This is a genomic window from Streptomyces sp. NPDC000229, from assembly GCF_040300825.1.
Lineage (GTDB): Bacteria > Actinomycetota > Actinomycetes > Streptomycetales > Streptomycetaceae > Streptomyces.
This window is the reverse complement of record NZ_JBEPEL010000050.1, coordinates 13,073-35,077: the sequence shown is the minus strand read 5'-3', so window position 1 is coordinate 35,077 and position 22,005 is coordinate 13,073. Positions and strand designations below refer to the sequence as shown.

Below are 22,005 nucleotides of genomic sequence, written 5' to 3'. Positions count from 1 at the left end.
AACCGTCCCGTACAGGTGTTGACCCCGGGGCGGGCGGCCAACCGCTCCGCCTCCGGGGCCTGCGCTGTCCGGGGCAGTCACGCCACCCGGACGGAGTCAGCCGCGTCAGCCGTCGACGCGCTCCAGGACCTCGCCGAGGTCGACGAACGCGAAGTTCGTGGCGTCACGGCCCCCGTCCACCGGCGTGTCGTGGCCGTCCTGCACGACGAGCAGGCCGCGCGGATACCTCGTACCGAGGGGGGCGTTGAGCGCGGCGGCGCCGTCGCACTCCTCCGACCCGTCGACCGCGCCGTCGGCCGTGGCGGTGACGCGGAACCCGCCCTCGTACTCGCCTGCGTCCTCCAACTCGCGGTCGTACAGGGCGAAGGTGTCGTCGCCCTGGCTGGAGGCCAGCAGGTAGCCGTCACCGTCGGCCTCGGTGAGCAGGGTCAGGCCCTCGACGTCGGCCGCCAGGCGGGTGCCGCCGAAGCCCGGGTCGGCACCGGCGGCGCACTCCTCGCTCTGCTCGTCGTACACCGCAGGTACGCCGTACTCGCGAACGCGGTCGACGAGCTTCGGTGCGGCGCCCGTCAGGTCCGCGCGCATGCGCCAGATGCCGACGTCCTCCTGACCGGCGTACAGCATGCCGTTGGCCGGGTCCACGACCATGCCCTCGATCTGGGGCAGCTCGCCCGGCTCCCCGCACGGCGTCCAGGACGTGCCGTTGGGCAGCCGGAAGGAGGACGGCAGATCCAGGCTGCGGATCTTCCCGTAGGTCACCGTGCCGCGGGGAGTGGGGGTGAGCTCCAGGAGGGCCACGGTGGTGCGGTTGCGGCGGCTGACGAGCGCGTACGAGCGGCCGGTGGCGGCATCGGTCCAGGTGGCGAGCCCGTAGGCGGTGTCCTGGTCGTTGATCTCGGCCTGGTCCGCGGAGAACACCGGCGGGGCGGCGGAGTCGGTGATGTCGACGAGCGGGCCGCCGGGCCGGCCGGGCGCGATGCGGTGGATACGGAGACGGTCGTGGCCGCGGTCGGTCGTCACGGCGACGTCGGCGCGGCCGGACGGCAGCCGCAGGCCGTGGACGAGGTCGACGTTGTTGAAACGGCCGGGGGCGTCGCCCGGCCCGGCGGCCGGGGGAGCGGGGACCGACTGCACCTGGCGGGCGTCGAGGTCGTACACCCGCAGGCCGCCCTCCTTGGCGGTGGCGATGACCAGGCTGCGGTCGGGGTGGGCGGCGTTGCGCCAGATCGCCGGGTCGTCGGCGTCGGCGTTGCCGCCCGCCTCGTCGTCGTACAGCGGGGCGGTCTCGGCGCGGGGCGCGACGCCGGGCAGCGGCCTGGTGCTGCCGGCCGGGTGCGCGCCGGCGGGAACCGTGGCGGTGAGCGCCGCCAGCGCCGTACCCAGGACGAGGGCGGCCGACCGGACGGGACGGTGCCTGAACACGAGAGGAACCCCTTGCTGTCGGGAGCATGGCAAACCGGTGCCGATCCTGGGGCCACTCGGTGACCGGCTCGGCTACGCCGGATGTGCCTCTCGTGAACTCACCGCGTCATGCGGGCCTTTCGCTCAGGTGGGCGCGCCCGGTGCCGCCGCCTCGGCGGGTGCCTCCTCCGGGGCCCGCACCGGCCCCGGCGCCTGCCCGCCGGGCTCGAAGCCGGCCAGCATCCGTTCCAGTTCTTGCTGGTCCGGCCCGATGAAGGGGTCCGACCCGGGCGCGGCGCTGATGGAGTCGACCATCCGGGACGTGAGGCCGGTGGCCGCCGGCAGGTGCGTGCTCAGGACGATCTCGGGGTCCATCTCCCGCAGCGGCCGCACGGTCGCGAGGTACTTGTCGGCATCGACGGTGTGCACCCATGGGCTGTCGACGGTGGCCCACAGCAACTGCGCGGCCCGCAACTGCTCCGGGACGAGCGCGCCCGCGTCGTCGCCCTCGGCCAGGTCCGCACTCGGCATGGGCGCCCCGAAACAGTCGGAACTGAAGCAGGCACGCGACCGGTCGTCGTAGAAGCCCACCGTCGCCGGATTGTCGAACAGCGGCGGCCGGAACGCGCTGAGCGTGCGGTCGCCGACGTCCAGGGACTGCCCCGGGTTCAGCAGGAACACCCGCTCCAGCGGCAGCGGCCGCTCGGTGGACATGATCCCGGCACCGATGTAGGTGGTGATGATCCGCGCCTGCGGGGCCGCCTCCAGCAGCGCGAACAGGCCGCCCGTGTGGTCCCGGTCGGGGTGGGTCAGCCAGATCCACCGCACATCGGCGGGGTCGATCGTCGAGCCGACCGCCTCCAGGAAGTCCCGGTCGGGCAGACCGACACCGGTGTCCACGACAACCGGTTCCTCGGCGTGCAGGACGAAGGCGTTCACGGGCAGGAAACCGATCCCGGGTACCTCGAGGGAGTCCGCGAGGACGGTGATGTCGCGCCCGACTCTGTGCATGGTCATGGTGGAGCTCCGATGCCCCCCAGCGCTGGAGAAGGCTCGCGGCCGCCGAGGGGGAGCGGGCCGTTTGCGCCCGTCCCCTGCTCCCCGTCTTCCATGGTGGTCCCGGCCCCGCCCGGCCGCACTCCGGCGCCCGGTCGCCGCGGCGGCGTTCGGAGGCGGGAGCCGGTGGTACTCGGCGTACCAGCCGCTTTCGGCCACCGGCGTGCGTGCGCGCCGGTATGGAGGCACGGTGGCAGGACGGAGAGGAGCGGTCATGGGCGGCGCAGAGGGGACCCCGGCCGACCGTGGCACGGCGGGCGGCCCGGGGGCGGAGGCCGCGGTGACCGAGCCGTCGTCGGCGGAAGGGCTGCTCGACGTCCTCGGAGTGGCCGCCCTGGTGCTGGACGCGGACGGGCGCATCGTGCTGTGGAGCCCACAGGCCGAGGAACTGCTGGGCTACACGGCCGAGGAGGCGCTGGGCCGGTACGCCGCGCGTCTCATGGTCGACGAGGAGCATTTCGAACGGGTCCTCCACCTGTTCGAGCGGGTGATGAGCAGCGGGGACGCGTGGTCGGGGGAATTCCCCGTACGGCACAAGGACGGCACCGGACGGGTGCTGGAGTTCCGCAACATGCGGCTCCTGGACGACCGGGGCGACTACTACGCCCTGGGCCTGGCCACCGACCAGGCGGTGCTGCGCAAGGTGGAACGGGACCTGGCACTGTCGGTCCGGCTGGTGGACCAGTCGCCGATCGGCCTCGCCGTCCTGGGCCCCGATCTGCGGTACGTGGGTGTCAACGCCGCCCTGGAGCGGATCGACGGGCTGAGCGCCGACCAGCACAAGGGCCGGGGCGTCGCGGAGGTCCTCCCGTTCGTGGACGCCGAAGCGGTCGACGAGGCGATGCGGGGCGTCCTGGACACCGGCGTACCGGTGCTCGACCGCCAGATGGTGGGCCGTACCGCGGCGGACCCCGACACCGATCACGCCTGGTCGGTGTCGCTGTACCGGCTGGAGGACGTCGCGGGCCGGGTGCTGGGACTGGCCGTCTCCGTGGTCGACGTGACCGACCGCTACCGCGCGGCCACGGAGGCCGAGCGGGCGCGCCACCGCCTGGCGCTGGTCGCCGACGCCTCGGTACGGATCGGCACCACGCTCGACCTGGAGCAGACCGCCCGTGAGCTGGCCGGCATCGCCGTCCCCGAGCTCGCCGACGTCGCCGCCGTCGACCTCCTGGACACCGTGCTGGAAGGGCGCCCCGGCCCTGTCGCCGCCGACGGGCCCGCCGTCATCCGGGCCCTGGCCGTCGCCGCCGCCTACCCGACCGTCGCCGTCCAGGCCGCCGACCCTCCGGGCGAACCGGCCCACTACGGCGCCGACCGGCTCGTCACCCGCTGCGTACGCACCGCCCGGCCGGTCATGGTGGCCGCGGTCGACGACGAGGCCCTGTCCTGCATCGCCCGGGACCGTCACGCCGCGGAGCTCCTCGCCCGGGCCGGCGTCCACTCGTACCTGGCCGTGCCGCTGATCGCCCGCGGCGAAGTGCTGGGCGCCCTCGACCTCAAACGCGCCCGCAACCCGCTCCCCTTCACCGAGGACGACGTCCTGCTCGCGAGCGAGCTGGCCGCCCGGGCGGCGGTCTGCATCGACAACGCCCGCCTCTTCCGCAGGCAGCGGGAGACCGCGCTGACCCTGCAACGCAGCCTGCTCCCCCGGACGCCCCGCCACCTCGTGGGGCTCGAAGTGGCCTCCCGCTACCAGCCGGCCGGGGCGGGCAGCGAGGTGGGGGGCGACTGGTTCGACATCATCCCCATGGACGACGGACGCACCGCCCTCGTGGTGGGCGACGTGATGGGCAGCGGCATCAACTCCGCCACCACCATGGGCCGTCTGCGCACCGCCACCCAGACCCTGTCGCGGCTCTCCCTCGAACCCGCCGAGGTCCTCCGGCACCTCGACGAGATCATCGTCGATCTGGAACCGTCCCTCGCCACGTGCGTGTACGCGGTCTACGACCCCCACCGCGCCCAATGCTGCCTCGGTACCGCCGGTCACCCCCCGCCCGTCCTCATCCGCGCCGGTGACGGCCCCCGGCTGCTCGATCTGCCCTCCGGCGCTCCGCTGGGCGTGGGCGGCGTCCCCTTCCACGACGTCACGGCCGCACTCGCCCCGGGCGACCGGCTGGTGTTCTACACCGACGGCCTGGTGGAAACACGCGACCAGGACATCGACACCCGTCTGGACCGGCTGCTCGACCTCCTCCGCACGCCCGACCCGTCCCTGGAGCACACCTGCGACCGCCTCCTGCGCGAACTGCGGCACGGCGGCAACCACGACGACGTCGCCCTCCTCGTCGCCCGCGTCCCCGACTGACCCTGGTCCGCCGCCCGGAAAAACGATCGATCCGTCAGCACACCGGCCCCTACGCTGTGGTGAGCGGGACCGCGCGCGGTCCCGCAGGTTGCGGAGCCGTGGCAGAGCGGCCCATTGCGATCGCCGTGAGGGAGGTCCCCCTCACGGCGACTGAGGGGTTCCCGGGCGGACCTGCCTGTGCCCTTCCGCGGGTTCGAATCCCGTCGGCTCCGCAACCGACCGTTCACGGCGCGGGTTTGCGCGCCGGCAGGCAGGCGTGCGGCCGCTTCGCCGGTGCGACGGGTTCCTGCTCCAACCGTGCGGAGACGACCGGACCGGCCTGCTCCAGGAGTCCGGGGAGACGTCCCAGGGGCAGGAGTGGGACTCGTACGAGACGGGGTGGCCGTACGCCTGTGCAGCAGGTGTCCCCCGGCACAGGCGTACCCGCCCAGCAGCAGGTGCCCCCGGGCGCCGTCACCCGGCCGGGCCCGCACTCCACTGGGTCCCTCTCGGCCGGCGGCTTGACGAGCCTGACGTAGTCGTCGGCGACGGTGTCGTACGACTCACGGACGGCGGCCGGGCAGGGAGGCTGTTCGGTCACGCGGTCAGCCAAGGACCGGGCCGGCTCGTCCTCCGAGAAACCGGCCCGGGCGCCGCCCGGGAAGCCCCCGTGGCGGCCCTTCGGCCGGGGTGTGGGCCATCGTGCGGGCACCACCGGGGGCAGGACCTTCCCCAGCCTCCGCGGAGGGCTCCCGGGTGCGTCAACGCCCTTGCGGAACACCGTCCGAGCTGGGCTTTCGCACCGTCAGGCCCTACCGTTCCGGGCATGGGGAAAGGGGACCCGATGGACCGCGCCATACGCACGGTGGACGATGTGTTGCAGCTTCTGGACGGCTTGTTCGCACGGGAGGCCGACCGCTGGACCGCCGACGGGGCCGACTGGTGGGACGGCTTCTACACCGACCGCGCGAAGCCGGTCCCGTTCTTCGTGGACAAGCCGGACGAGAACCTGGTCTCGTACCTGGCCCGAGGCCTGATCACTCCGGGCCGGGCGCTCGACCTGGGGTGCGGTCCCGGCCGCAACGCCCTGCACCTCGCCTCGTTGGGCTTCGAGGTGGACGCCGTCGATCTCTCGCCGGTGGCCATCGCCTGGGCCGAGGAGCGCGCCCGCGAAGCCGGGGCCGCCGTCCGGTTCCACCGGGGAGACGCCTTCACCCTCGTCGGCACCGAGCTGACCGGCACCTACGACCTGATCTACGACTCGGGCTGCTTCCACCACCTGCCACCGCATCGCCGCGTCAGTTATCTCGCGCTCCTGGACCAGGCCCTCGCCCCCGGCGGCCACTTCGGCCTCACGTGCTTCGCCGCGGGCGGGATGGGTTCGGAGGAACCCGACGCCGCCTTCTACCTCCAGTCCACGCTCCACGGCGGGCTCGCCTACACGCCCGAGTCGTTGCGCTGGATCTTCTCGGACCTCGTGGAGGTGGAACTGCGCCGCATGCGCGACGAGCCGCCCGAGTCCGCGCACTTCGGTGAGCCCTTCCTCTGGACGGCCCTGTTCACCGCCTCACGGTAGCGATAATTCGACGTGCGTCTATGTTGACATGCGTCGAAGCAGGGGGACCCTGGCCATGCAAGTCATCGACGTCCGTCGAAGCCGGAAGGGAGTCGCCATGGGCGCGCCCGCCACTTCCGTGGACGCGGCTCCCAGGGCTTCGTCCAGGAGCCGTCGCGGCCCGTGACCGACGTCCACCCCACCCGTAAGGCCGCGACCGGCACGGGGGACCGGTCGCGGCCCCGTGCCGTGCTCCCGGCCCTCTGCGCCACTCAGATCACCGGCTGGGGCGTCCTCTACTACGCGTTCGCCGTGCTGAACCCGGCGATCACCGCGGACACCGGCTGGCCCGCGGGCGCGACCACCGCCGCCTTCTCCGCCGCCCTGCTCGTCTCGGCGCTCGCCGGAATCCGCATCGGCCGGATACTCGACCAGCGGGGCCCGCGCGCGGTCATGGCCACCGGATCGGTCGTCGGCACGGCCGCTCTGGCCGTCGTGGCGACCGCCACCGACCTCGCGGTCTTCTTCGCCGGCTGGCTGCTCACGGGCCTCGCGATGGCGTCCACCTTCTACCAGCCCGCCTTCGCCGCCCTCACCCGCTGGTGGGCGCCCGACCACATCCGTGCCCTGACCGTCGTCACCCTGGCCGGCGGCCTGGCCTCCACCGTCTTCGCGCCCCTCACCGCGCTCCTCGCCGGCCACCTGTCCTGGCGCGCGACCTACCTGGTACTCGCCGCGATCCTGGCCGCCGTCACCGTTCCCGCCCACACGCTCGCCCTCGCGGCACCCTGGCCCCCCGCCCCGCACCCGCCCGCCCACTCGGCCGCAGCCGCGGGAACGGTGGCGCGGGGGCGCCCCTTCCTGCTGCTCGCCGTCGCGCTCACCCTCTCGTCGTTCGCCATGCACGCCGTCGTCGTCGCCCTCGTACCGCTCCTCCTCGAACGCGGCCTCTCCATGGCACAGGCCGCCTGGGCCCTCGGCCTCGGCGGCATCGGCCAGACTCTCGGCCGCGCCCTGTACGCCCCGCTCGCCCGCCGCACCTCGGTCACCGCCCGTACGACCGCCCTGGTCGCGCTCGGCGGTGTCACCACGGCCGCCCTGGCGTTCGTCCCGGGCCCCTACGCGCTCGTGGCCGCCCTGTCGGTCGTCGCGGGGACGGTCCGCGGCAACCTCACCCTGCTCCAGGCCACCGCCGTCACCGACCGATGGGGAACCAGCCATTACGGCCGGCTGTCGGGCCTCCTCGCCGCCCCGGCCACCACCGCCTCCGCCCTGGCGCCGTTCGCCGGCGCCGCCCTGGCCGCGCCGCTCGGCGGATACCCGCCCCTGTTCGGCGCACTCGCGGGCGTCTCGGCCCTCGCCGCGCTGGCCGCGTTCCGCGGGAGAACCCCTAGCTCTGTCGATATGACCGACCCCAGGGGCATAAGCCGTGACTGATGGCTGGTTGGGGCGTTGGTCTGGCTATGACCACGTCTCAGCGTATTCTCGCCGCCCTCGCCATGGCCGCCGGCGCTTCCGTCCTGGCGGCCCCCACCGCGGCAGCGGCCATCGTGCCCGCACCGGGCCCCCAGGGGCCGTCCCTCCTCAACCGGGTCGACAACCTCGCGTCGATCGCCGTCGCCCCCGAGCACCGCGACCAGGTGCCCACGGTGACCGAGCAGTTCGGCGGGCTCGACGGGCTCCAGCGCCTCGGCGAGGCGCGGCAGCTCATCGCGCCGGTGGCCCCGGTGCTGGGGCTGCTCCCCGTCGGCTGAGCCCGCCGAGGCCGAGTGGGCGCGGCTACTCGAACCGTGACGTGTCGCCCGCCCCCCGGCGTACGATCTCGGCCTCGCCGCCCGAGAAGTCGATGACCGTGGTCGGTTCGGTGCCGCAGTCACCCGAGTCGACCACGGCGTCGACCACGTGGTCGAGCCGCTCCTTGATCTCCCAGCCCTGAGTCAGGGGCTCCTCCTCGTCCGGCAGGAGGAGGGTGCTGGAGAGCAGCGGCTCACCGAGTTCGGCGAGCAGGGCCTGCGTGACCCCGTGGTCCGGGATCCGGACTCCGACGGTCTTCTTCTTCGGGTGCAGGAGCTGGCGGGGCACCTCCTTCGTCGCGGGGAGGATGAAGGTGTAACTGCCGGGCGTCGCCGCCTTGATCGCGCGGAACACGTCATTGTCGACGTGTACGAACTGACCCAACTGCGCGAAGTTCTCACACACCAGGGTGAAGTGGTGACGGTCGTCCAGGTTGCGGATCGACCTGATCCGGCCCAGGCCGTCACGGTTCCCGAGCTGGCAGCCCAGGGCGAAACAGGAATCCGTCGGGTACGCGACAAGCGCGCCGGAGCGGATGAGGTCGGCCACACTGCTGATGGTTCGCCGCTGGGGGTTCTCGGGGTGCACGTCGAAATACTTCGCCATCCGCCGAGCCTACGCGATCAGGCCACCCGCGCCCATTGCGACCGGGACGCCACCGCGTGCCCGCCAGGCGTTCAACGCCACCACCATTGTGCTGCGCGTCGCGGGCGGACCGTCCGCCCGATCGCTTCGGCCGTGCGTTCCCGCTGCCCCCAGACGTTGCAGGCGACCGCGAGGGCGACGAGCCCCGCCGCGACGACGAGCCGGCAGCCCACGCGGCGGGTGCCTCCGCCCGCAACGCGGCGGCCGACGCGCCCGACGGCAGTGTCCCTGCGCGCAGGCGGCCACTGGCCTCCCCGATCGGCACGCCGGCAGCACCGCGATCCCACCGACCGCTGTCCCCGGCAGCCGGGTGATCTTCCGGCGCCGGCCCGCGCACGGCACACTCGGGGACAGGGCGGCTCGCCACGGGCGTCGACGGCAGGGGAGGGAAGCATGACCGACCGGTGGGTGAGGCTCCAACTCGCCGTGGACGCCTTCGACGAGGAACGCTTCGACGCCTACGTACGGAAGTGCCGGGCCGAGGGCATCACTCTGACCACGCTCGCCGCGGTGGGGGACACCCCCGGACACCGGCGCGCGCTGTACGAGCTGAACAAGGAGTGCGCGGCCGACATACCGGAGCGGGGCGAGTTCTTCCCGTTCGACGAGTACGTCGAGCGCCGCTTCGGGACCCCTTCCTACGATCCACGGGGCATCGTGATCGCACAGGACGGTGACACGTGGATCGGGATGGCCGCGACGTCCCGCCACGACGGGTTCGCCTTCAACGAGATGACCGGGGTGCGGGCCGGCTACCGGGGCCGTGGCATCTCCGTCGCCATGAAGACCTTCGGCATGGGTTTCGTCAGGCTGTGCGGCGTCCCCGAGGTCCGTACCCTCCACCACCCGGCGAACGTGAGCGCCATCGCCATGAACCGGGCGATGGGTTACGTCGACGCCACGTGGACCGACCTCTGACAGGCCCTCACCGACGGAACGCCGGCCCCACGGGCAGGAGCTCGGGCCGTTTGGCGGTGCGGCCGTCGCCGGAGGACCGGCCGCGCAGCCGGCGCCCGAGCCAGGGGCCCAGGAACCCTGCCGCCCACCGCAGTTCGGCTCCTGCGGCACGCCACGCCGTGGGGGCCGCCCGCGGCGGCAGGGGGTGCGCCCAGGCGTCGTCGCTGCCGGGCAGGCGGATGGCCTGGGCGACGGCCGCGGCGATCCGCTCGTGGCCGAGGGGGCCGGCATGGAGACGGTCCGCGGCCCACAACCGGGGGTCGGCGGAGACCTCCTGCGCGCCCGTGTCGGCGACCGTGACGTCGTGGCGGGCCGCCGCGGCGCGGATACGGGCGTTGATGTCGGACACCCGGGACCTGAGCGGTCGGGCGAGCGGCGCGATGCGCCCCACGTCCGGGAAGGTCAGGGTCACCACGTGGGCCCCGGCGGCCGAGAGCGCGGCGAACATCTCCTCCAGGTGTCCGGCCACCTCCCCGGCGTCGAAGCGGGGACGCAGCAGGTCGTTGACCCCGGCGACGACGGTGACCAGGTCGGGGCGGAGGGCCAGGGCGGGCGCGAGCTGTTCGGCACGGACCTGGCCCGCCAGGCGCCCTCGTACACCCAGATTGGCGTACCGGAGGCGGGGGTCGACCACCGTGAGATGCTCGGCGAGCCGGTCCGCCCAGCCGCGCAGGCCGACGGTGTCGTCCCCGTCGCCGACTCCTTCGGTCATGCTGTCGCCCAGGGCGACGTAACGCAGATACTCACCGCCGGGCATGGTCGGCCCTCTCCCTCTCCCGCAGGACGGCTGCGATCCGCAGACACCAGTCGCGGTGCTCCCGCTCGAAGGACAGGCCGCGCAGACAGGTCAGATACGGACCGATCCGCTCGCCCCGGAGCAGGAACTCCTCCTCGTCCACGCCGCCGCGCAACTGCCGCAGCAAGGTGCTCAGGAGCTCGATCTTGGCTTCGGCCGCGGACGCCCGCTCCCGGAGCTGCTCGATCACGGGGGCGGTGCCGATACGGTCGGCGGCCTGGACCTTGACGAGCAGATCGTCGCGGATGAACGAGGGCTTCGACGCCGCCGCGGCGAACGTCTCCAACTCGGCGCGACCTGCCTCGGTGACCCGGAACAGGCGCTTGTTGGGCCGGGACTCCTGGACCACTTGCCGGCCCGCGACGAGCCCTTCCTTCTCCAGCTTGGTGAGCTCGGCGTACAGCTGCTGCGGCAGCGCGTGCCAGAAGTTGGCGACGCCGATGTCGAACGCCTTCGCCAACTGGTACCCGCTGTACTCGCCGTCCAGCAGCGCCGCCAGCACGGCATGCCGCAAGGCCATCGAGGCGACCCCCTTTCCTTTCCTCGCCCTTCGCCGGCATCATACTCAAAAAAATGACTAGTCATGTTCTTGAGTAGCAGGAGGGGTCGTGGAGGCCTTGGACAAGACCGCCGATGATTTCCGCGCGGCGGTGGAGAAGCGGGATCTCGCTGCACTGGACGACCTGTTCACCGAGGACATCCGCCTCTACAGCCCGGTCAAGTTCACCCCCTTCGAGGGCAAGCCGATGGTGCTGGGACTCTTCGGCGTCCTGATGCGCACCTTCGAGGACCTCCGCTACGTCGGACACTTCGAGGGCGCCGCCGAGACCACCGGCGACGGCCGGGAAGCCCCGGCGGCCGTCCTGCCCTTCCGTGCCACCGTGGGCGGCAAGCAGATCCACGGCACCGACCTTCTCCACTTCGACGGGACGGGCCGGATCAAGGAGTTCACCGTGATGGTCCGTCCTCAGTCCGCCGTGCAGGCCCTTGGGGAGGCGGTACTCGCCGGGCTGGTCGCCGACGGCCTCGTCCCGCCGACGGGCTGACCGGTTCCGCGCACGGCTCACCGGGATCAGCCGGGCGGTTGGAGGGGGTCCTGGCCGTAGCGTCCGCGGTTCGCCGGCGGACGCGGACCGCATCCGGCTGGGCGTATCGCGCGGAAACGCGTCATCGGGCGTGGGCGCCGGACTCCAACGCTGCAACAGGTACACCGGCACACCGTCGCCCGGACATGGGCGTCCGCGCCGACCATCCCCAACACCACCACCCCCGGTCCCGCCGCCGATGTCCCGTGCGCCCCCAGGCCTCCCCGCCAACGACGACCACCGCGCGGCCATTGCCGGGCGAGCGTACGCCCGTACCACTGCCGCGGGCGGGGGCGGGGGCGGGGGCGGGGGCGGTGAGGGAAACCGTTGTGCCGTCCTGTGTTCGGCCACGCGGACGCGGGGGGTGCGCAGCCCTTCGTCGACCCCGGGAACCGCATCTCGTACGCGTCGGTGTTTCAGCGAGCCGACGGCGTCCTCATACCTACCGTCGGCCCGGGCCACACCATGCAGGCGCCCCGGCGGCCCGGGCTGCCGGGACGGGCCGCATGGTGCCGGGTGCGGAGGTTCAGCTGGCCGGTGCCTGGTACAGGCCGCGGCCCGCACGGCGGGCGCGGGAGGTTGCCACGAGCCGGTCGAGGGTGCTGCGTACGGTGTTGATGGCACCGGTGGAGTCGTCGCGGCCGAGCTCCTTGGCGACGTCCCGGGCTCGCAGGGGCGTGTCGCCGTTGCGGGCGAGGACGGCGGCGACCTGATCGGTCAGGCCACTGGTGCTGTCGCCGGCGGGGGAGGAGTCCTTGGCCGCCGGCTTCTTGGCCGCCGGCTTCTTGGCGGTCTCGGCCTTCGCGGTCTTGCTGCTCTTCGTGCTCTTCGTCGCCTTGGCCGGGGTGGCCTTCTTGGCCGGTCGGGTCTTGGCCGCCGACTTGGCGGGCTTCTTGGCGGTGCTCTTCCGCCCAGCGGCAGTGGTGCGGGGTGCGCGCTGCGCGGGAACGTCCTCCGCTGCCTCCGGCTCCGGCTCCGGGTCCTGCGCCGGCTCCTGCTCGGTCTCCTGCGCCGGCTCCTGCCCGGGGGTTGCGGCCTCGGGCGCCTCTTCCGGCGCGGGCTCAGGAGCCGCGGCAGTGGTGGGCGGTACTTCCCCCGCCCCGGCCGGTGTTTCGGTGCGCGGTGCCGGGACCGCCGCGGTGGTGAGGGCCTGCAGCGCGGTCAGCGCGCCGCGGACGGACTCAAGACGTTCGGTGACGGCCGCGAGGTCCTTCTCCAGCGCCTGCTGGTGTTGTTCGAGTTGGGGGAGCTCTTCCCTCAGCAGTGCGGTGGTCGCTTCGATGTTGTCTGCTGCGGTGGCCGGGATGGGCACGTGTCCTCCTACGGGGTTTGTGGCGTTGTGAAGGATGGGACTGTGTTGCAGAGTACGGCTGTGGCGTTGTGTCAAGCAAACAGGCGGTGTCCGTCGCTTTGCGTCCCAACGCGACGGACACGACCCGTTATTGTTCCCTTCCCTGCCAACTGTTGTGCCACGTACGGTCGTTGTGACCGGCGCCCCTGCGATCAGGCGCCGCCCGCCACCATCGGGACGTCACCAGGGAGGAAGGTGACGTGCGGCGCTCCGGTGCGGGGATGGACGATGACCTCCCCCGCCACGCCGTACACCTCCGAGAGCAGTCGCTCGGTGAGCACCTCGTGCGGCGGGCCCGAGGCCGCGACCTCGCCGTCACGCAGGACGTAGAGGCGGTCGCAGTAGTAAGCGGCCAGGTTGAGGTCGTGCAGCGCGACCAGGACCGTGGCGGGCAGGCGGCGCAGCACGCCGAGTACATCCAGCTGGTGGCGTACGTCGAGATGATTGGTCGGCTCGTCCAGTACCAGCAGTGACGGCTGTTGGGCGAGGGCCCGGGCGATCAGTACGCGCTGCCGCTCACCGCCGGAGAGCCGGTCGAAGGGACGGTCCGCCAGCTCCGCCGCGTCGACCGACGCCAGGGACGACTCGATGAGCCGTGCGTCCTCGGCGTTGTCGCCGTCGAGCAGCCGCTTGTGCGGTGTGCGACCCATGGCCACCACTTCCCGCACGGTGAGGTCGAAGTCGGCGCCCGGTTCCTGCACGACGACCGCCATGGTCCGGGCCAGTCGGCGCACGGGCAGCGACCAGACGTCGTCGCCGTCGACACGTACGCTCCCCGCGTCGGGGCGCAGGACCCGGTACACGGCCCGCAGGAGGCTGGACTTGCCGCTCCCGTTGGGACCCACGAGCCCGATCACCTCGCCGGACTCGGCGGTCAGGGAGACCTCGCGTACCAGATGACGGGCCCCGGCGGTCAGCCCGAGACCCTCGACGGAGAGGTGATGTGCGGTCATGCCACTCCTCGGTCGGTGGTCCGCCGGGCGTCCCGGCGCATCAGCCACAGGAAGAACGGGCCGCCGCACAACGCGGTCAGGACGCCGACGGGAATCTCCAACGGCGCCGCGATCGTACGGGCGGCGATATCGGCCCAGATGAGGAAGACCGCTCCGGCCAGGGCAGCTGTCGGCAGCACCCGGCGATGGTCGCCTCCGACGAAGAGGCGGACGATGTGCGGCAGCATCAGCCCGACGAACCCGATCGGTCCGGTCGCCGCGACGAGGACACCGGTGACGAGGGACAGCACGACGAACATCCGGGCCCGGAAGCGGGCCACGTCCAGTCCCATGGTCGTGGCGGCCTCCTCGCCCGCCAACAGCAGGTTCAACGACCGCGCCTGCACCAGCAGCACACCGATGCCCACCAGCAGTGCGGCCGCCGGCAACCACAGCGTGGCCCACCGCACGCCGCCGAGGCCGCCGAGGGTCCAGGCGAGCACCTCGCGCGCCTGGTTGCCCCGGTCGGCGGTCAGCAACAACAGGTCCGTCGCCGCGGTGAGCACCGCGGCGACCGCCACCCCCGCCAGCACCAGCCGGACAGAGGTGATCCGCCCACCGGCCCGGGCCGTGGTGTAGACGAGCAGCAGCGTCAGCAGGGCCCCGGCGAACGCGGCCACCGACAGGGTCACGGCACCGAAGAGGCCGACGCCCCCGACGATCACGGCGACGGCGCCCAGTGACGCGCCCGAGGACACACCGAGCAGATACGGCTCCGCGAGCGGATTGCGCACCAGGGCCTGCATGGCCGTGCCCACGACGGCGAGACCCGCTCCGGTCACCGCTCCGAGCAGCACGCGCGGTGCACGTACGTCGAGGATGATCGTCTCGCGTGCGCGGGACCAGGCCGGCTCCGGCCAGTCGGCTCCCAGCCCGTGCGACACGATGCCCCACACCTGACCGGGCGGCACGTGCACCGAGCCGATGGCCAGCCCGGCCGTGACGGACACCAGGAGAAGCGCGCCGAGCAGGACCAGCGTCAGTTGGTATGTCCGTCCGTGCGGCGGCCGGACTGTGCGGTTCGAAGTGCTGCTGTGAGGACCGAGGTCCTTCACCGGAAGCGCTCCGGGTGCAGCCCGCGGGCGAGGTCCTCGACCGCGTACGGCGCCCGTACGCCGACCAGCGTCGCGGTGAGCGGCAGCACGACGAACCGCTTGTTCCTGATGGCGGGCACATCGGCCAGGGCGGGCTGGGAGAGCAGGAACTTCTTCTTCTGCTCCACGCTCCCGGCACCGCGGTAGTCATAGATCGCGATCACCTCGGGCCGGCGGGCGACCACCTGCTCCCACGACACGTCGCCGAAGACGTCGTCCAGGTCCGAGAAGACGTTGCGGCCGCCGGCCAGCCTGATGACCTCCGTACCCAGACTCTTCCCACCCGCGGTGAACGCGGACTTGTCACCGCTGTCGTACACGAACACCGGCACCGGCGCTGCGCCCCTGACCGCCTCGCCGGCCCTGCGGACGCGGTCCCGAAGACCGGCCACCACCGTGTCGGCCCGCTCCGGCACGCCGAAGATCCTGCCGATGGTGCGGATCTCGTCGTAGGTGTCCGTCATGGACACCTGCTTCTTGCCGCAGTACTCGCGGTTGAGATAGGTGTCGATGCCCGCGTCGGCGAACGCCTTGCGGGACCGCCCCTCGTTCTCGGCGAACGCGCTTCCGTAGCCGCCGTACACGAGGTCGGGCTCGGCCTCCAGGACGGTCTCGAAGGACGGCTCCTTGTCGGCCAGCTCCGGGACGGCCGCGAAGTCCTTCTGGTACGCGGGCAGGACGGCCGAGTCGGGGAAGGCGGTGCCGACCATCCTGTTCCGCAGCCCGAGAGCGAGCATCAGTTCGGCGGGGTGCTGGTGGATGGTGACCACGCGGGAGGGCGGTTCGTCGTACGTCGTACGGGTGCCGCAGTTGTCGATCGTGACCGGGAAGCCCTTCGCGGACGTGGCCGCGGGCCCTCGGCCGTCGTCGGGTTCGTCCTTGGTGCCGCAGCCGCTCAGCAGGGCGGCCGTCAGAGCCGCGGACAGGGCCACGGTGAGTGTCCGCCGCGGCAGGACGTGGCGCCGGGCGGCATGGCGCCGAGTGCCGGGCGGCCGGGACGGGAGGGGAGAAAAGGGACGGTGGATGCCGTCGTACACGTAAAGCCTCCTGGGGAGTCCGCGCTCCTCGGAACGGGCCCGCGACAGGCCAGTGTCCTGACTCCCGGATCGACGTTCCCCCTGGCCTTCCCACGCTGCGCGCGGTGGCGTCCTCGAAGGTTCCACTCCCCGGTCACAGTGGCGGGACCGTGCCGGAATCGCACCGGCTTCCTGTCTCCCGTCGCGGTGATGACCAGCTGATACTACGTCTCCTGGGTCCCGGGCGGTCGCCGGGTCTGGGCGGCCCGGTAGCGGGACGGCGAAATCCCGTACCGGCCGGTGAACGCCTGCCGCAGTGACTCCGCGGTGCCGAATCCGCAGCGGGCGGCCACGCTCGCCATCGGCAGGGTCGTCGACGCGAGGAGTTGGGCGGCGGCCTCGGTGCGGGCCAGGCGGACGAACCGGCCCGGTGCCTGCCCGAGGTGTTCGGTGAACAGCCGCGTGAGGTGACGCGTGGTCACCCCCGCCCGTTCGGCCAGCGCCGCGGCGCCGAGATCGTGGTCCGGGTGGGCGGTGATGTATTCGACGAGCGTGCGGACCAACGGGTCGCGGGGCGGCGGAGCGGCGGTGAACAGGCTCATCTGCGCCTGGTTGCCGGGTCGTTGCAGGTACACCACGAGGTCCCGGGCCACCTGGCGGGCCAGTTCGGGGCCGTGGTCCTCCTCGATGAACGCGAGGGTGAGATCCAGTGCGCTGGTGATGCCCGCCGCCGTGTACACGTTGCCGTCGCGTACGAAGATGGGCGTGGGGTCCAGGATGACCTCCGGGTGACGGGCGGCGAGCAGTGGTGCGAATCGCCAGTGCGTCGTGGCGCGCCGTCCGTCGAGCAGCCCGGCGGCGGCCAGAACGCCCGCTCCCGTGCATACGGAGGCCACGCGCCGGCTCTCCTTGGCCAGCCGCCGTACGTGTCCCACGAGCCGGGCGTCGCAGGCTGCGCGCTCGAATCCGGCACCGCCCGAGACGATCAACGTGTCGAGCGGTCCGACGAGCCGTTCCAGGGACTGCTGAGTCCCCAGGCTCAGCCCCGAGTCGCAGACGATCGCGCCGCCGCCCGGGCCCACCACGCTCACCCGGTACGGAAGGGCCGGCGCACCGACCCGGTTGGCCATGGCCAGGCTCGTGGTCACACACGCGATGTCCAGCAGCTCGGCCGACTCGTAACCGACCACCACCATGAGCCGTTCCGACGTGAGCCGATCCCCCATGGGGCGACCCTATGCCGGAAGGACCGGTACCCCAAGGTCGCGGACATCGTTTGCGCCGCCCCGTACGCCCGGCAGCGACCTGCCGGACAGTGGAGCCGGGACCGCCCCTTCACCCTCGGGAGACGCCATGACGATCGACTCCACGCGCGACGACCGCGACGACCGCGACGACGGCACGCGCACGACGCCCACGCCCCCGGACACCCCGCGGAGCACGGCAGGGGCCGTGCGTGTCCGGGGCGTCCTGGGCGTCCTGGGGCACCGGTGGCCCACCCTGCTGGCCCTCGCCCTGGCGGTCGCGACCTTCGTCGACGGCCTGCCGCCCCTGGAGCTCCTGGCCGGGCTCCTCATCGTCATGCCGCTGTGCTACCTGCTCTTCGGATCGCTGCGCGGAGAACTGCGCCGACCCGGCATCCTCCTCGTGCAGATCGTGGGGCTCGTCGGCTTCGGAGTCGTGGCACTGACAGCGGTGGCCGTCGACGACACGCTCGGCCGCTATCTCCTGGCCGCGGGCTGGCTGGGCCACGCCGTCTGGGACTTCGTCCACCACCGGACCGGCAGGGTGGTCCCCCGGGCGTGGTCCGAGTGGTGCTGTGTCGTCGACGCATCCGGCGCCCTGGCGATGGTCCTGCTGGCCTGACGCCCCCCGGTCAGGGACCTGAGCCGACGGCCTGAGCCCGCCCCCGCGAACGCACCGGGTTCGCCGGACCGTTCAGGCGGTGTCACGGACGTGGGCGGCCGCGATTTCCGCTTCGCGGACGACGGTGTCCGTGTCCACGTCCAGGAGCGTGCCGTGTGCCTTGCGCATCCGGCCGTCCACGAAGACGTGACTGACGTTGGGCGGCTGACCGTTGAGCACGATCTGACCGATCCAGTCGAATCGTGGCGCGAAGTTGAGGGTGCCCGGGTCCAGGACGACCACGTCCGCACACTTGCCGGGGGTGAGGGAGCCTATGCGGTCCGCCATGCCGACGCACTCGGCGCCACCGAGGGTCGCCATCCGCAGCACGGCGGGGATCGTGGGATGCACCTCGGGATCCTGATGCACTGCCCGCTGGAGCCCCACGGCCGCCTTCATGACGCTGAACATGTCGGACGTGTCATTGGTTCCCCCGTCATGGCCGAGCCCCACCTTCACGCCGTGCGCGTGCAGAGCGGGCAGCCGGATGACGCCCGAGGCCAGCCGCATGTTGCTCAGCGGGCAGTGGGCCACGCGGACCTGATGTTCGGCGGCCAGCGCGATCTCGTCGTCCGTCAGGTGGATCGCGTGGTTCATCAGCAGGTCCGGTCCGAGGGCTCCAGCCAGGCGCAGCGCTCCAATCGGGTCGTCCCCGCGGTCGGTGCGGTGCTCCAGGACATGGGAGTTGAGCATCACCCCGAGGTCACGGGCGAGCTCACCGAACCGGCGCAGCCGGTCCACGGTCGCCATCCCGGCGTGGGTCGAGACCTGGGCCGACGCCAGCGGCAGCGGGTCCAGCAACTCCTTCTTCACCCGTGGGACGAGGTCGGCGTTCGCGGTGGTCTGCATCATCGCGTACACGAATCTCAGCCCGGAGTCGTCCAGCGCCCTGATGTAGTGCTCACTGGTCTCGTACGGGATGGGGTGCACCCAGTCCACGACGGTCGTGACGCCCGCCTGGAGCGCGTCCAGGGCGGCGAGGCGGACGAAGCGGTACATGTCCTGGGCGTCGATCCGGGCGAGTGTCGCGCTGTTGCAGGAGGCCAGCCAGCCGTACAGGTCCTGACCGCCGCATCCGCCCCGGATGCTGGACTGCCACAGGTGGTTGTGGATGTCCACGAACCCCGGCAGGACGATCCGGCCGCTCACGTCCACCACCCGTTCCCCCGGCCGTGCCCGCAGCCGCCTCCCCACGGCGGCGATTCTGCCGCGCCGCATCAGCACGTCGGCGTGGCGCAGGATGCCCAACGGCCCCTCGCCCACCTGCGGGTCCATGGTGAGGAGCAGTTCGGCCCCGCGGAGCAGGGTGGGTCTCGACCGTTCCGGTCCGTCGTCAGGTCGGGATCTGTCGCCGGGCGGCGGAGCGCCCATGGCGAGGGGGATGCTGCTCAGGCCGGCGAGCACGCGGCGCCGGCTCGGTTCGGGCGACTCCGTCATGAGGTGTGTATCCCGCGGGACTCACCCGCAGGCAAGCTGCAATTCCGGCCAACGATATGGAAATTCCATTCCACGTGCCCTTGGTCGCCGCCCAGGAGTCTCGAACCTTCTTCGCACGCCCTGTCGCTTCGGTCAGCGGGGTACGGCGGGGCCGCGTCACTTCATGGTGTTGAGGTGCAGCCATGCGCTGAGCGCTGCGTGCAGTTCCACGACGTCCCGGTGCCGCAGGCTCTCCCCGGCACGGCCCACATGGAGGCGTACGTCGTCGGCGGTGACCGTGTAACCGACGGCCATACGGGGCGGGGAACTGACGGCCGAGCCGTCGGCCAGGACGCGCCGCAACGCGGCCACCCGTCGCGGGAGCCGGGTCGTGGGCTGACTACTGACCAGCCGGTTGAGACGCCGGGGCAGGAACGGTGCGCCGATCGACGTGTAGAAACCGTTGATCGCCTCTTCGAGACTGTCATGCGACTGGGCGGGCGCGACCTCGCCGAACGCCCGGAAGAGCACCGGCCAGCGGTGCTCGATGTCGTAGGACTTGCCAGGGACGGGCTCCGGTGCCGGCTCCTCCAGATCCAGCTGGACGCACGCCCCCGGAATCAACTCGTCCGAGTAACCCTTGGCCAGGTAGCGGGAGTAGAGGCCCCGCAAGTGCACCACCTGCCGGTGAACGGGGTTCTCACGGACCGGCCTGTCGGGCCGGGAGGCCCGGCCCACGGCGCCGTACGCGCCGTGGGCGAGGTGAAGCCGCCCGGAATCCGTGACCACCGCTGTCACGTGCCGACTGCCGTTCCCCAGCCGGAATCCCACCACCGTGAGCATCGCCGCCCCTTCTCGCTTCAGCACGCGACCGACGCTACCCGCAGCCCCGCCCCGGCGGGGGCCGATACGACCGAACCACCCCCGTCGGCACAAGGCGTACCGATTCGCCTGCGCGGCACAGCGCGGACAACGGCGACAGCGCAGACGACGGGGACGACGGGGACGGCGGGGACGGCGGGGACGGCGGGGACGGCGGGGACGGCGGGGACTACGGGCACAGCGGTGACAGCGGGGGACAGAGCGAATCGCTGACCGCTGACCGCTGACCGCTGACCACCTGACCGCTGAGCGGTGACCGCCGGCCGCGCGCAGCGGCCTTCCGGCCCGCACCCTGCCGGCGCCGGGCGGGCACCACCCGGCAGGCGGGCACGTGCCGCCGGTTACCAGGGCCGGCCGGATCCGCCGGCCGGGCGGCGGGTGACCGCCGTGCGGCCCACCGCGGCGGCGAGCTTGCGCAGACGGCGCCAGTCGAGGGGAGGCTGGACCTGGGGGACTCCCGGCCGCAGCCGGGGCACCCGGACGCGCAGCGCCCGTGGCGCGATGTGGCAGCGGACGGGCGCGGGCAGGACGAAGGCCTCACCGTCGATGCCGACGTCGATGGCCGGACGGTCGGCCTCCACGACCACCTCGCGGGCCGTCAGCACCGTCAATGCGCCGGCCTCCGGGTCCAGCAGGAGCCCGGCGGCCTCCGCCGCGCTGTCCACCCGGATGCCCAGGACGCCGAGCACACCGGAGTCCAGGCGCTCACGGCGGCCCAACCCGGCCGGATCGTCCCTGCGGTAGGGGTTGTTGCTCACCAGCACCGCCTGAGGGTCGGTGAGCGTCGTGCCCTCGGCGCGAGCGGTGAGCCGCGGCCCGCTCTGCCGGGTGAGCAGGTCGGGGAGCAGGTCCAGCGCCGTGCCCACCTTGTCGTCCCGGTAGGCGGGGCTCTGCACGACCGTCCCGTAGACGCCGAAGGAGACGTTGTTGACGAAGGGCCGCCCTCCGGCGAAGCCGAGGTCCACATGGAGCTCGACTCCGTCGCTGAGCGCGTCCAGGCAGGCGGCCGGGTCCTCGCGGTCGAGTCCCAGGTCCATCGCGAAGTGGTTGCGGGTGCCTGCGGAGACGACCAGGAACGGCAGGCCGTGCTCGGCGGCGACCGCGGCCACCAGCGCCTGCGTGCCGTCACCACCCGCGACGCCCAGCAGGTCGGCGCCGTCCGCCACCGCCCGCCGGGCCAGCTCGCTGACGTCCTGTGGCCGCTCCGGGTCGAGCAGCACCACGCGCGCCCCTAGCCGTTCGGCCTTCTCCTTCAGGCCGAACCGCTCCACCTTGGCGCCGCCCGAGTGCGGGTTCATCACGAGGAAGGGCCGCCGTGGTGGCGGCGTGCGGTACTCCTTCACCCTGACGGGCCGCAGGCCGGTGCTGCGCAGCGCGTACCGCCCGGTCCAGACGGCCAGGAGCCAGAGCCCGAGGGAGAGCATGACCACCCACAGCAGGTTGGCGGCCGCGAACATCCCGACGACGGCGACGGGCGCCGCCACCGCGAGCACCGCGGCGGCCACGCGGGCCATCCCGCGCCGCGTCAGGGCCCACCACAGGCCGGAAGCCGTGACGGCCATGCCCGCCGCACCGACCAGGAGCAGCAGTACGCCGCCGACACCTCCGTACAGCAGCGGCAGCAGCGCGGCGAGCGTCACCGATGCCAGGGACGCCCTCGCCGACCACCGCTGTTCCCGATGGGCCCGCTCGTTCGCGTGCCACCCGACCCCCATGGGTCCTCCCCTCGTCCGCGGACATCGTAGGAGCCCGGGCGGCACCGGCCCATCG

21 protein-coding genes, 1 tRNA gene and 1 riboswitch are annotated in these 22,005 nt (G+C 72.6%); of the genes, 8 read left to right on the top strand and 14 right to left on the bottom strand.

The window, feature by feature from the left end; translation table 11 throughout:
- Positions 1-105: 105 nt before the first annotated feature.
- Together ABT360_RS22900 and ABT360_RS22895 are read right to left on the bottom strand one after the other, a co-directional pair.
- Positions 106-1,422 (bottom strand): phytase, encoded by a 1,317-nt coding sequence (locus ABT360_RS22900; RefSeq protein ID WP_351819476.1) that lies wholly within the window; start codon positions 1,420-1,422, stop codon positions 106-108.
- A 123-nt stretch (positions 1,423-1,545) separates the two neighbouring features.
- Complete coding sequence (locus ABT360_RS22895; protein WP_351819473.1) at positions 1,546-2,418, bottom strand: MBL fold metallo-hydrolase; 873 nt, start codon at positions 2,416-2,418, stop codon at positions 1,546-1,548.
- Positions 2,419-2,671: 253 nt separating this feature from the next.
- Here ABT360_RS22895 and ABT360_RS22890 point away from each other — a divergent pair, with 253 nt between their 5' ends.
- Together ABT360_RS22890 and ABT360_RS22885 are read left to right on the top strand one after the other, a co-directional pair.
- Positions 2,672-4,768, top strand: a complete 2,097-nt coding sequence (locus ABT360_RS22890; protein WP_351819471.1) for a SpoIIE family protein phosphatase — start codon at positions 2,672-2,674, stop codon at positions 4,766-4,768.
- 92 nt (positions 4,769-4,860) lie between these two features.
- Positions 4,861-4,980: transfer RNA gene (locus ABT360_RS22885), tRNA-OTHER, on the top strand.
- An 11-nt stretch (positions 4,981-4,991) separates the two neighbouring features.
- On the opposite strand, the gene ABT360_RS22880 is transcribed toward ABT360_RS22885, so the two are convergent.
- Entirely contained in the window at positions 4,992-5,348 is a 357-nt protein-coding gene (locus ABT360_RS22880) for a hypothetical protein (RefSeq protein ID WP_351819468.1), read from the bottom strand.
- Positions 5,349-5,591: 243 nt separating this feature from the next.
- Between ABT360_RS22880 and ABT360_RS22875 the strand changes: the two genes are divergently transcribed.
- The 3 genes from ABT360_RS22875 to ABT360_RS22865 all read left to right on the top strand — a co-directional run bounded on the left by ABT360_RS22875 (position 5,592) and on the right by ABT360_RS22865 (position 8,056).
- Entirely contained in the window at positions 5,592-6,323 is a 732-nt protein-coding gene (locus tag ABT360_RS22875) for a class I SAM-dependent methyltransferase (RefSeq protein ID WP_351819525.1), read from the top strand.
- A gap of 162 nt (positions 6,324-6,485) precedes the next feature.
- Positions 6,486-7,739 carry an MFS transporter gene (locus ABT360_RS22870; RefSeq protein WP_351819465.1) on the top strand — a complete coding sequence of 418 codons (1,254 nt, stop codon included), beginning with the start codon at positions 6,486-6,488 and terminating at the stop codon, positions 7,737-7,739.
- A 26-nt stretch (positions 7,740-7,765) separates the two neighbouring features.
- Entirely contained in the window at positions 7,766-8,056 is a 291-nt protein-coding gene (locus ABT360_RS22865) for a hypothetical protein (RefSeq protein ID WP_351819462.1), read from the top strand.
- A gap of 25 nt (positions 8,057-8,081) precedes the next feature.
- Here the strand turns inward: ABT360_RS22865 and ABT360_RS22860 are convergent, their stop codons facing one another.
- A complete protein-coding gene (locus tag ABT360_RS22860; RefSeq protein ID WP_351819459.1) occupies positions 8,082-8,702 on the bottom strand; it encodes an L-threonylcarbamoyladenylate synthase in 621 nt (206 codons plus the stop codon).
- A gap of 432 nt (positions 8,703-9,134) precedes the next feature.
- On the opposite strand from ABT360_RS22860, the gene ABT360_RS22855 reads away from it, so the two are divergent.
- Complete coding sequence (locus tag ABT360_RS22855) at positions 9,135-9,659, top strand: GNAT family N-acetyltransferase (RefSeq protein ID WP_351819456.1); 525 nt, start codon at positions 9,135-9,137, stop codon at positions 9,657-9,659.
- A gap of 7 nt (positions 9,660-9,666) precedes the next feature.
- On the opposite strand, the gene ABT360_RS22850 is transcribed toward ABT360_RS22855, so the two are convergent.
- Together ABT360_RS22850 and ABT360_RS22845 are read right to left on the bottom strand one after the other, a co-directional pair.
- Positions 9,667-10,455, bottom strand: coding sequence for an SGNH/GDSL hydrolase family protein (locus ABT360_RS22850; RefSeq protein WP_351819452.1), 789 nt, complete (start codon positions 10,453-10,455; stop codon positions 9,667-9,669).
- On the bottom strand, positions 10,442-11,014 hold the full coding sequence (locus ABT360_RS22845; RefSeq protein ID WP_351819449.1) for a PadR family transcriptional regulator: 573 nt from the start codon (positions 11,012-11,014) through the stop codon (positions 10,442-10,444). The genes ABT360_RS22850 and ABT360_RS22845 overlap by 14 nt, the downstream gene beginning before the upstream one ends.
- A gap of 97 nt (positions 11,015-11,111) precedes the next feature.
- Between ABT360_RS22845 and ABT360_RS22840 the strand changes: the two genes are divergently transcribed.
- The gene (locus ABT360_RS22840) at positions 11,112-11,540 is read left to right on the top strand and encodes a nuclear transport factor 2 family protein (RefSeq protein WP_351819522.1); all 429 of its coding nucleotides are present in this window, start codon (positions 11,112-11,114) and stop codon (positions 11,538-11,540) included.
- Between the two features lie 565 nt (positions 11,541-12,105).
- On the opposite strand, the gene ABT360_RS22835 is transcribed toward ABT360_RS22840, so the two are convergent.
- From ABT360_RS22835 to ABT360_RS22815, 5 genes are all read right to left on the bottom strand, one after another.
- Positions 12,106-12,891, bottom strand: a complete 786-nt coding sequence (locus tag ABT360_RS22835; RefSeq protein ID WP_351819447.1) for a hypothetical protein — start codon at positions 12,889-12,891, stop codon at positions 12,106-12,108.
- Positions 12,892-13,082: 191 nt separating this feature from the next.
- Positions 13,083-13,883 (bottom strand): ABC transporter ATP-binding protein, encoded by an 801-nt coding sequence (locus ABT360_RS22830; protein ID WP_351819445.1) that lies wholly within the window; start codon positions 13,881-13,883, stop codon positions 13,083-13,085.
- A complete protein-coding gene (locus ABT360_RS22825) occupies positions 13,880-14,977 on the bottom strand; it encodes a FecCD family ABC transporter permease (RefSeq protein ID WP_351819442.1) in 1,098 nt (365 codons plus the stop codon). The genes ABT360_RS22830 and ABT360_RS22825 overlap by 4 nt, the downstream gene beginning before the upstream one ends.
- Entirely contained in the window at positions 14,974-16,053 is a 1,080-nt protein-coding gene (locus ABT360_RS22820; RefSeq protein ID WP_444852309.1) for an ABC transporter substrate-binding protein, read from the bottom strand. Before ABT360_RS22820 ends, ABT360_RS22825 begins: the two co-directional genes overlap by 4 nt.
- 30 nt (positions 16,054-16,083) lie before the next feature.
- Positions 16,084-16,266: riboswitch (cobalamin riboswitch) on the bottom strand.
- Positions 16,257-17,228, bottom strand: coding sequence for a GlxA family transcriptional regulator (locus ABT360_RS22815; protein WP_444852311.1), 972 nt, complete (start codon positions 17,226-17,228; stop codon positions 16,257-16,259). It overlaps the preceding riboswitch by 10 nt.
- A gap of 157 nt (positions 17,229-17,385) precedes the next feature.
- On the opposite strand from ABT360_RS22815, the gene ABT360_RS22810 reads away from it, so the two are divergent.
- Complete coding sequence (locus ABT360_RS22810) at positions 17,386-17,898, top strand: hypothetical protein (protein ID WP_351819433.1); 513 nt, start codon at positions 17,386-17,388, stop codon at positions 17,896-17,898.
- A gap of 72 nt (positions 17,899-17,970) precedes the next feature.
- Here the strand turns inward: ABT360_RS22810 and ABT360_RS22805 are convergent, their stop codons facing one another.
- From ABT360_RS22805 to ABT360_RS22795, 3 genes are all read right to left on the bottom strand, one after another.
- A complete protein-coding gene (locus tag ABT360_RS22805) occupies positions 17,971-19,374 on the bottom strand; it encodes an amidohydrolase family protein (RefSeq protein ID WP_351819430.1) in 1,404 nt (467 codons plus the stop codon).
- A gap of 156 nt (positions 19,375-19,530) precedes the next feature.
- Complete coding sequence (locus ABT360_RS22800; protein WP_351819427.1) at positions 19,531-20,220, bottom strand: hypothetical protein; 690 nt, start codon at positions 20,218-20,220, stop codon at positions 19,531-19,533.
- Between the two features lie 356 nt (positions 20,221-20,576).
- Entirely contained in the window at positions 20,577-21,950 is a 1,374-nt protein-coding gene (locus tag ABT360_RS22795) for a diacylglycerol/lipid kinase family protein (protein WP_351819424.1), read from the bottom strand.
- Positions 21,951-22,005 lie beyond the last annotated feature (55 nt).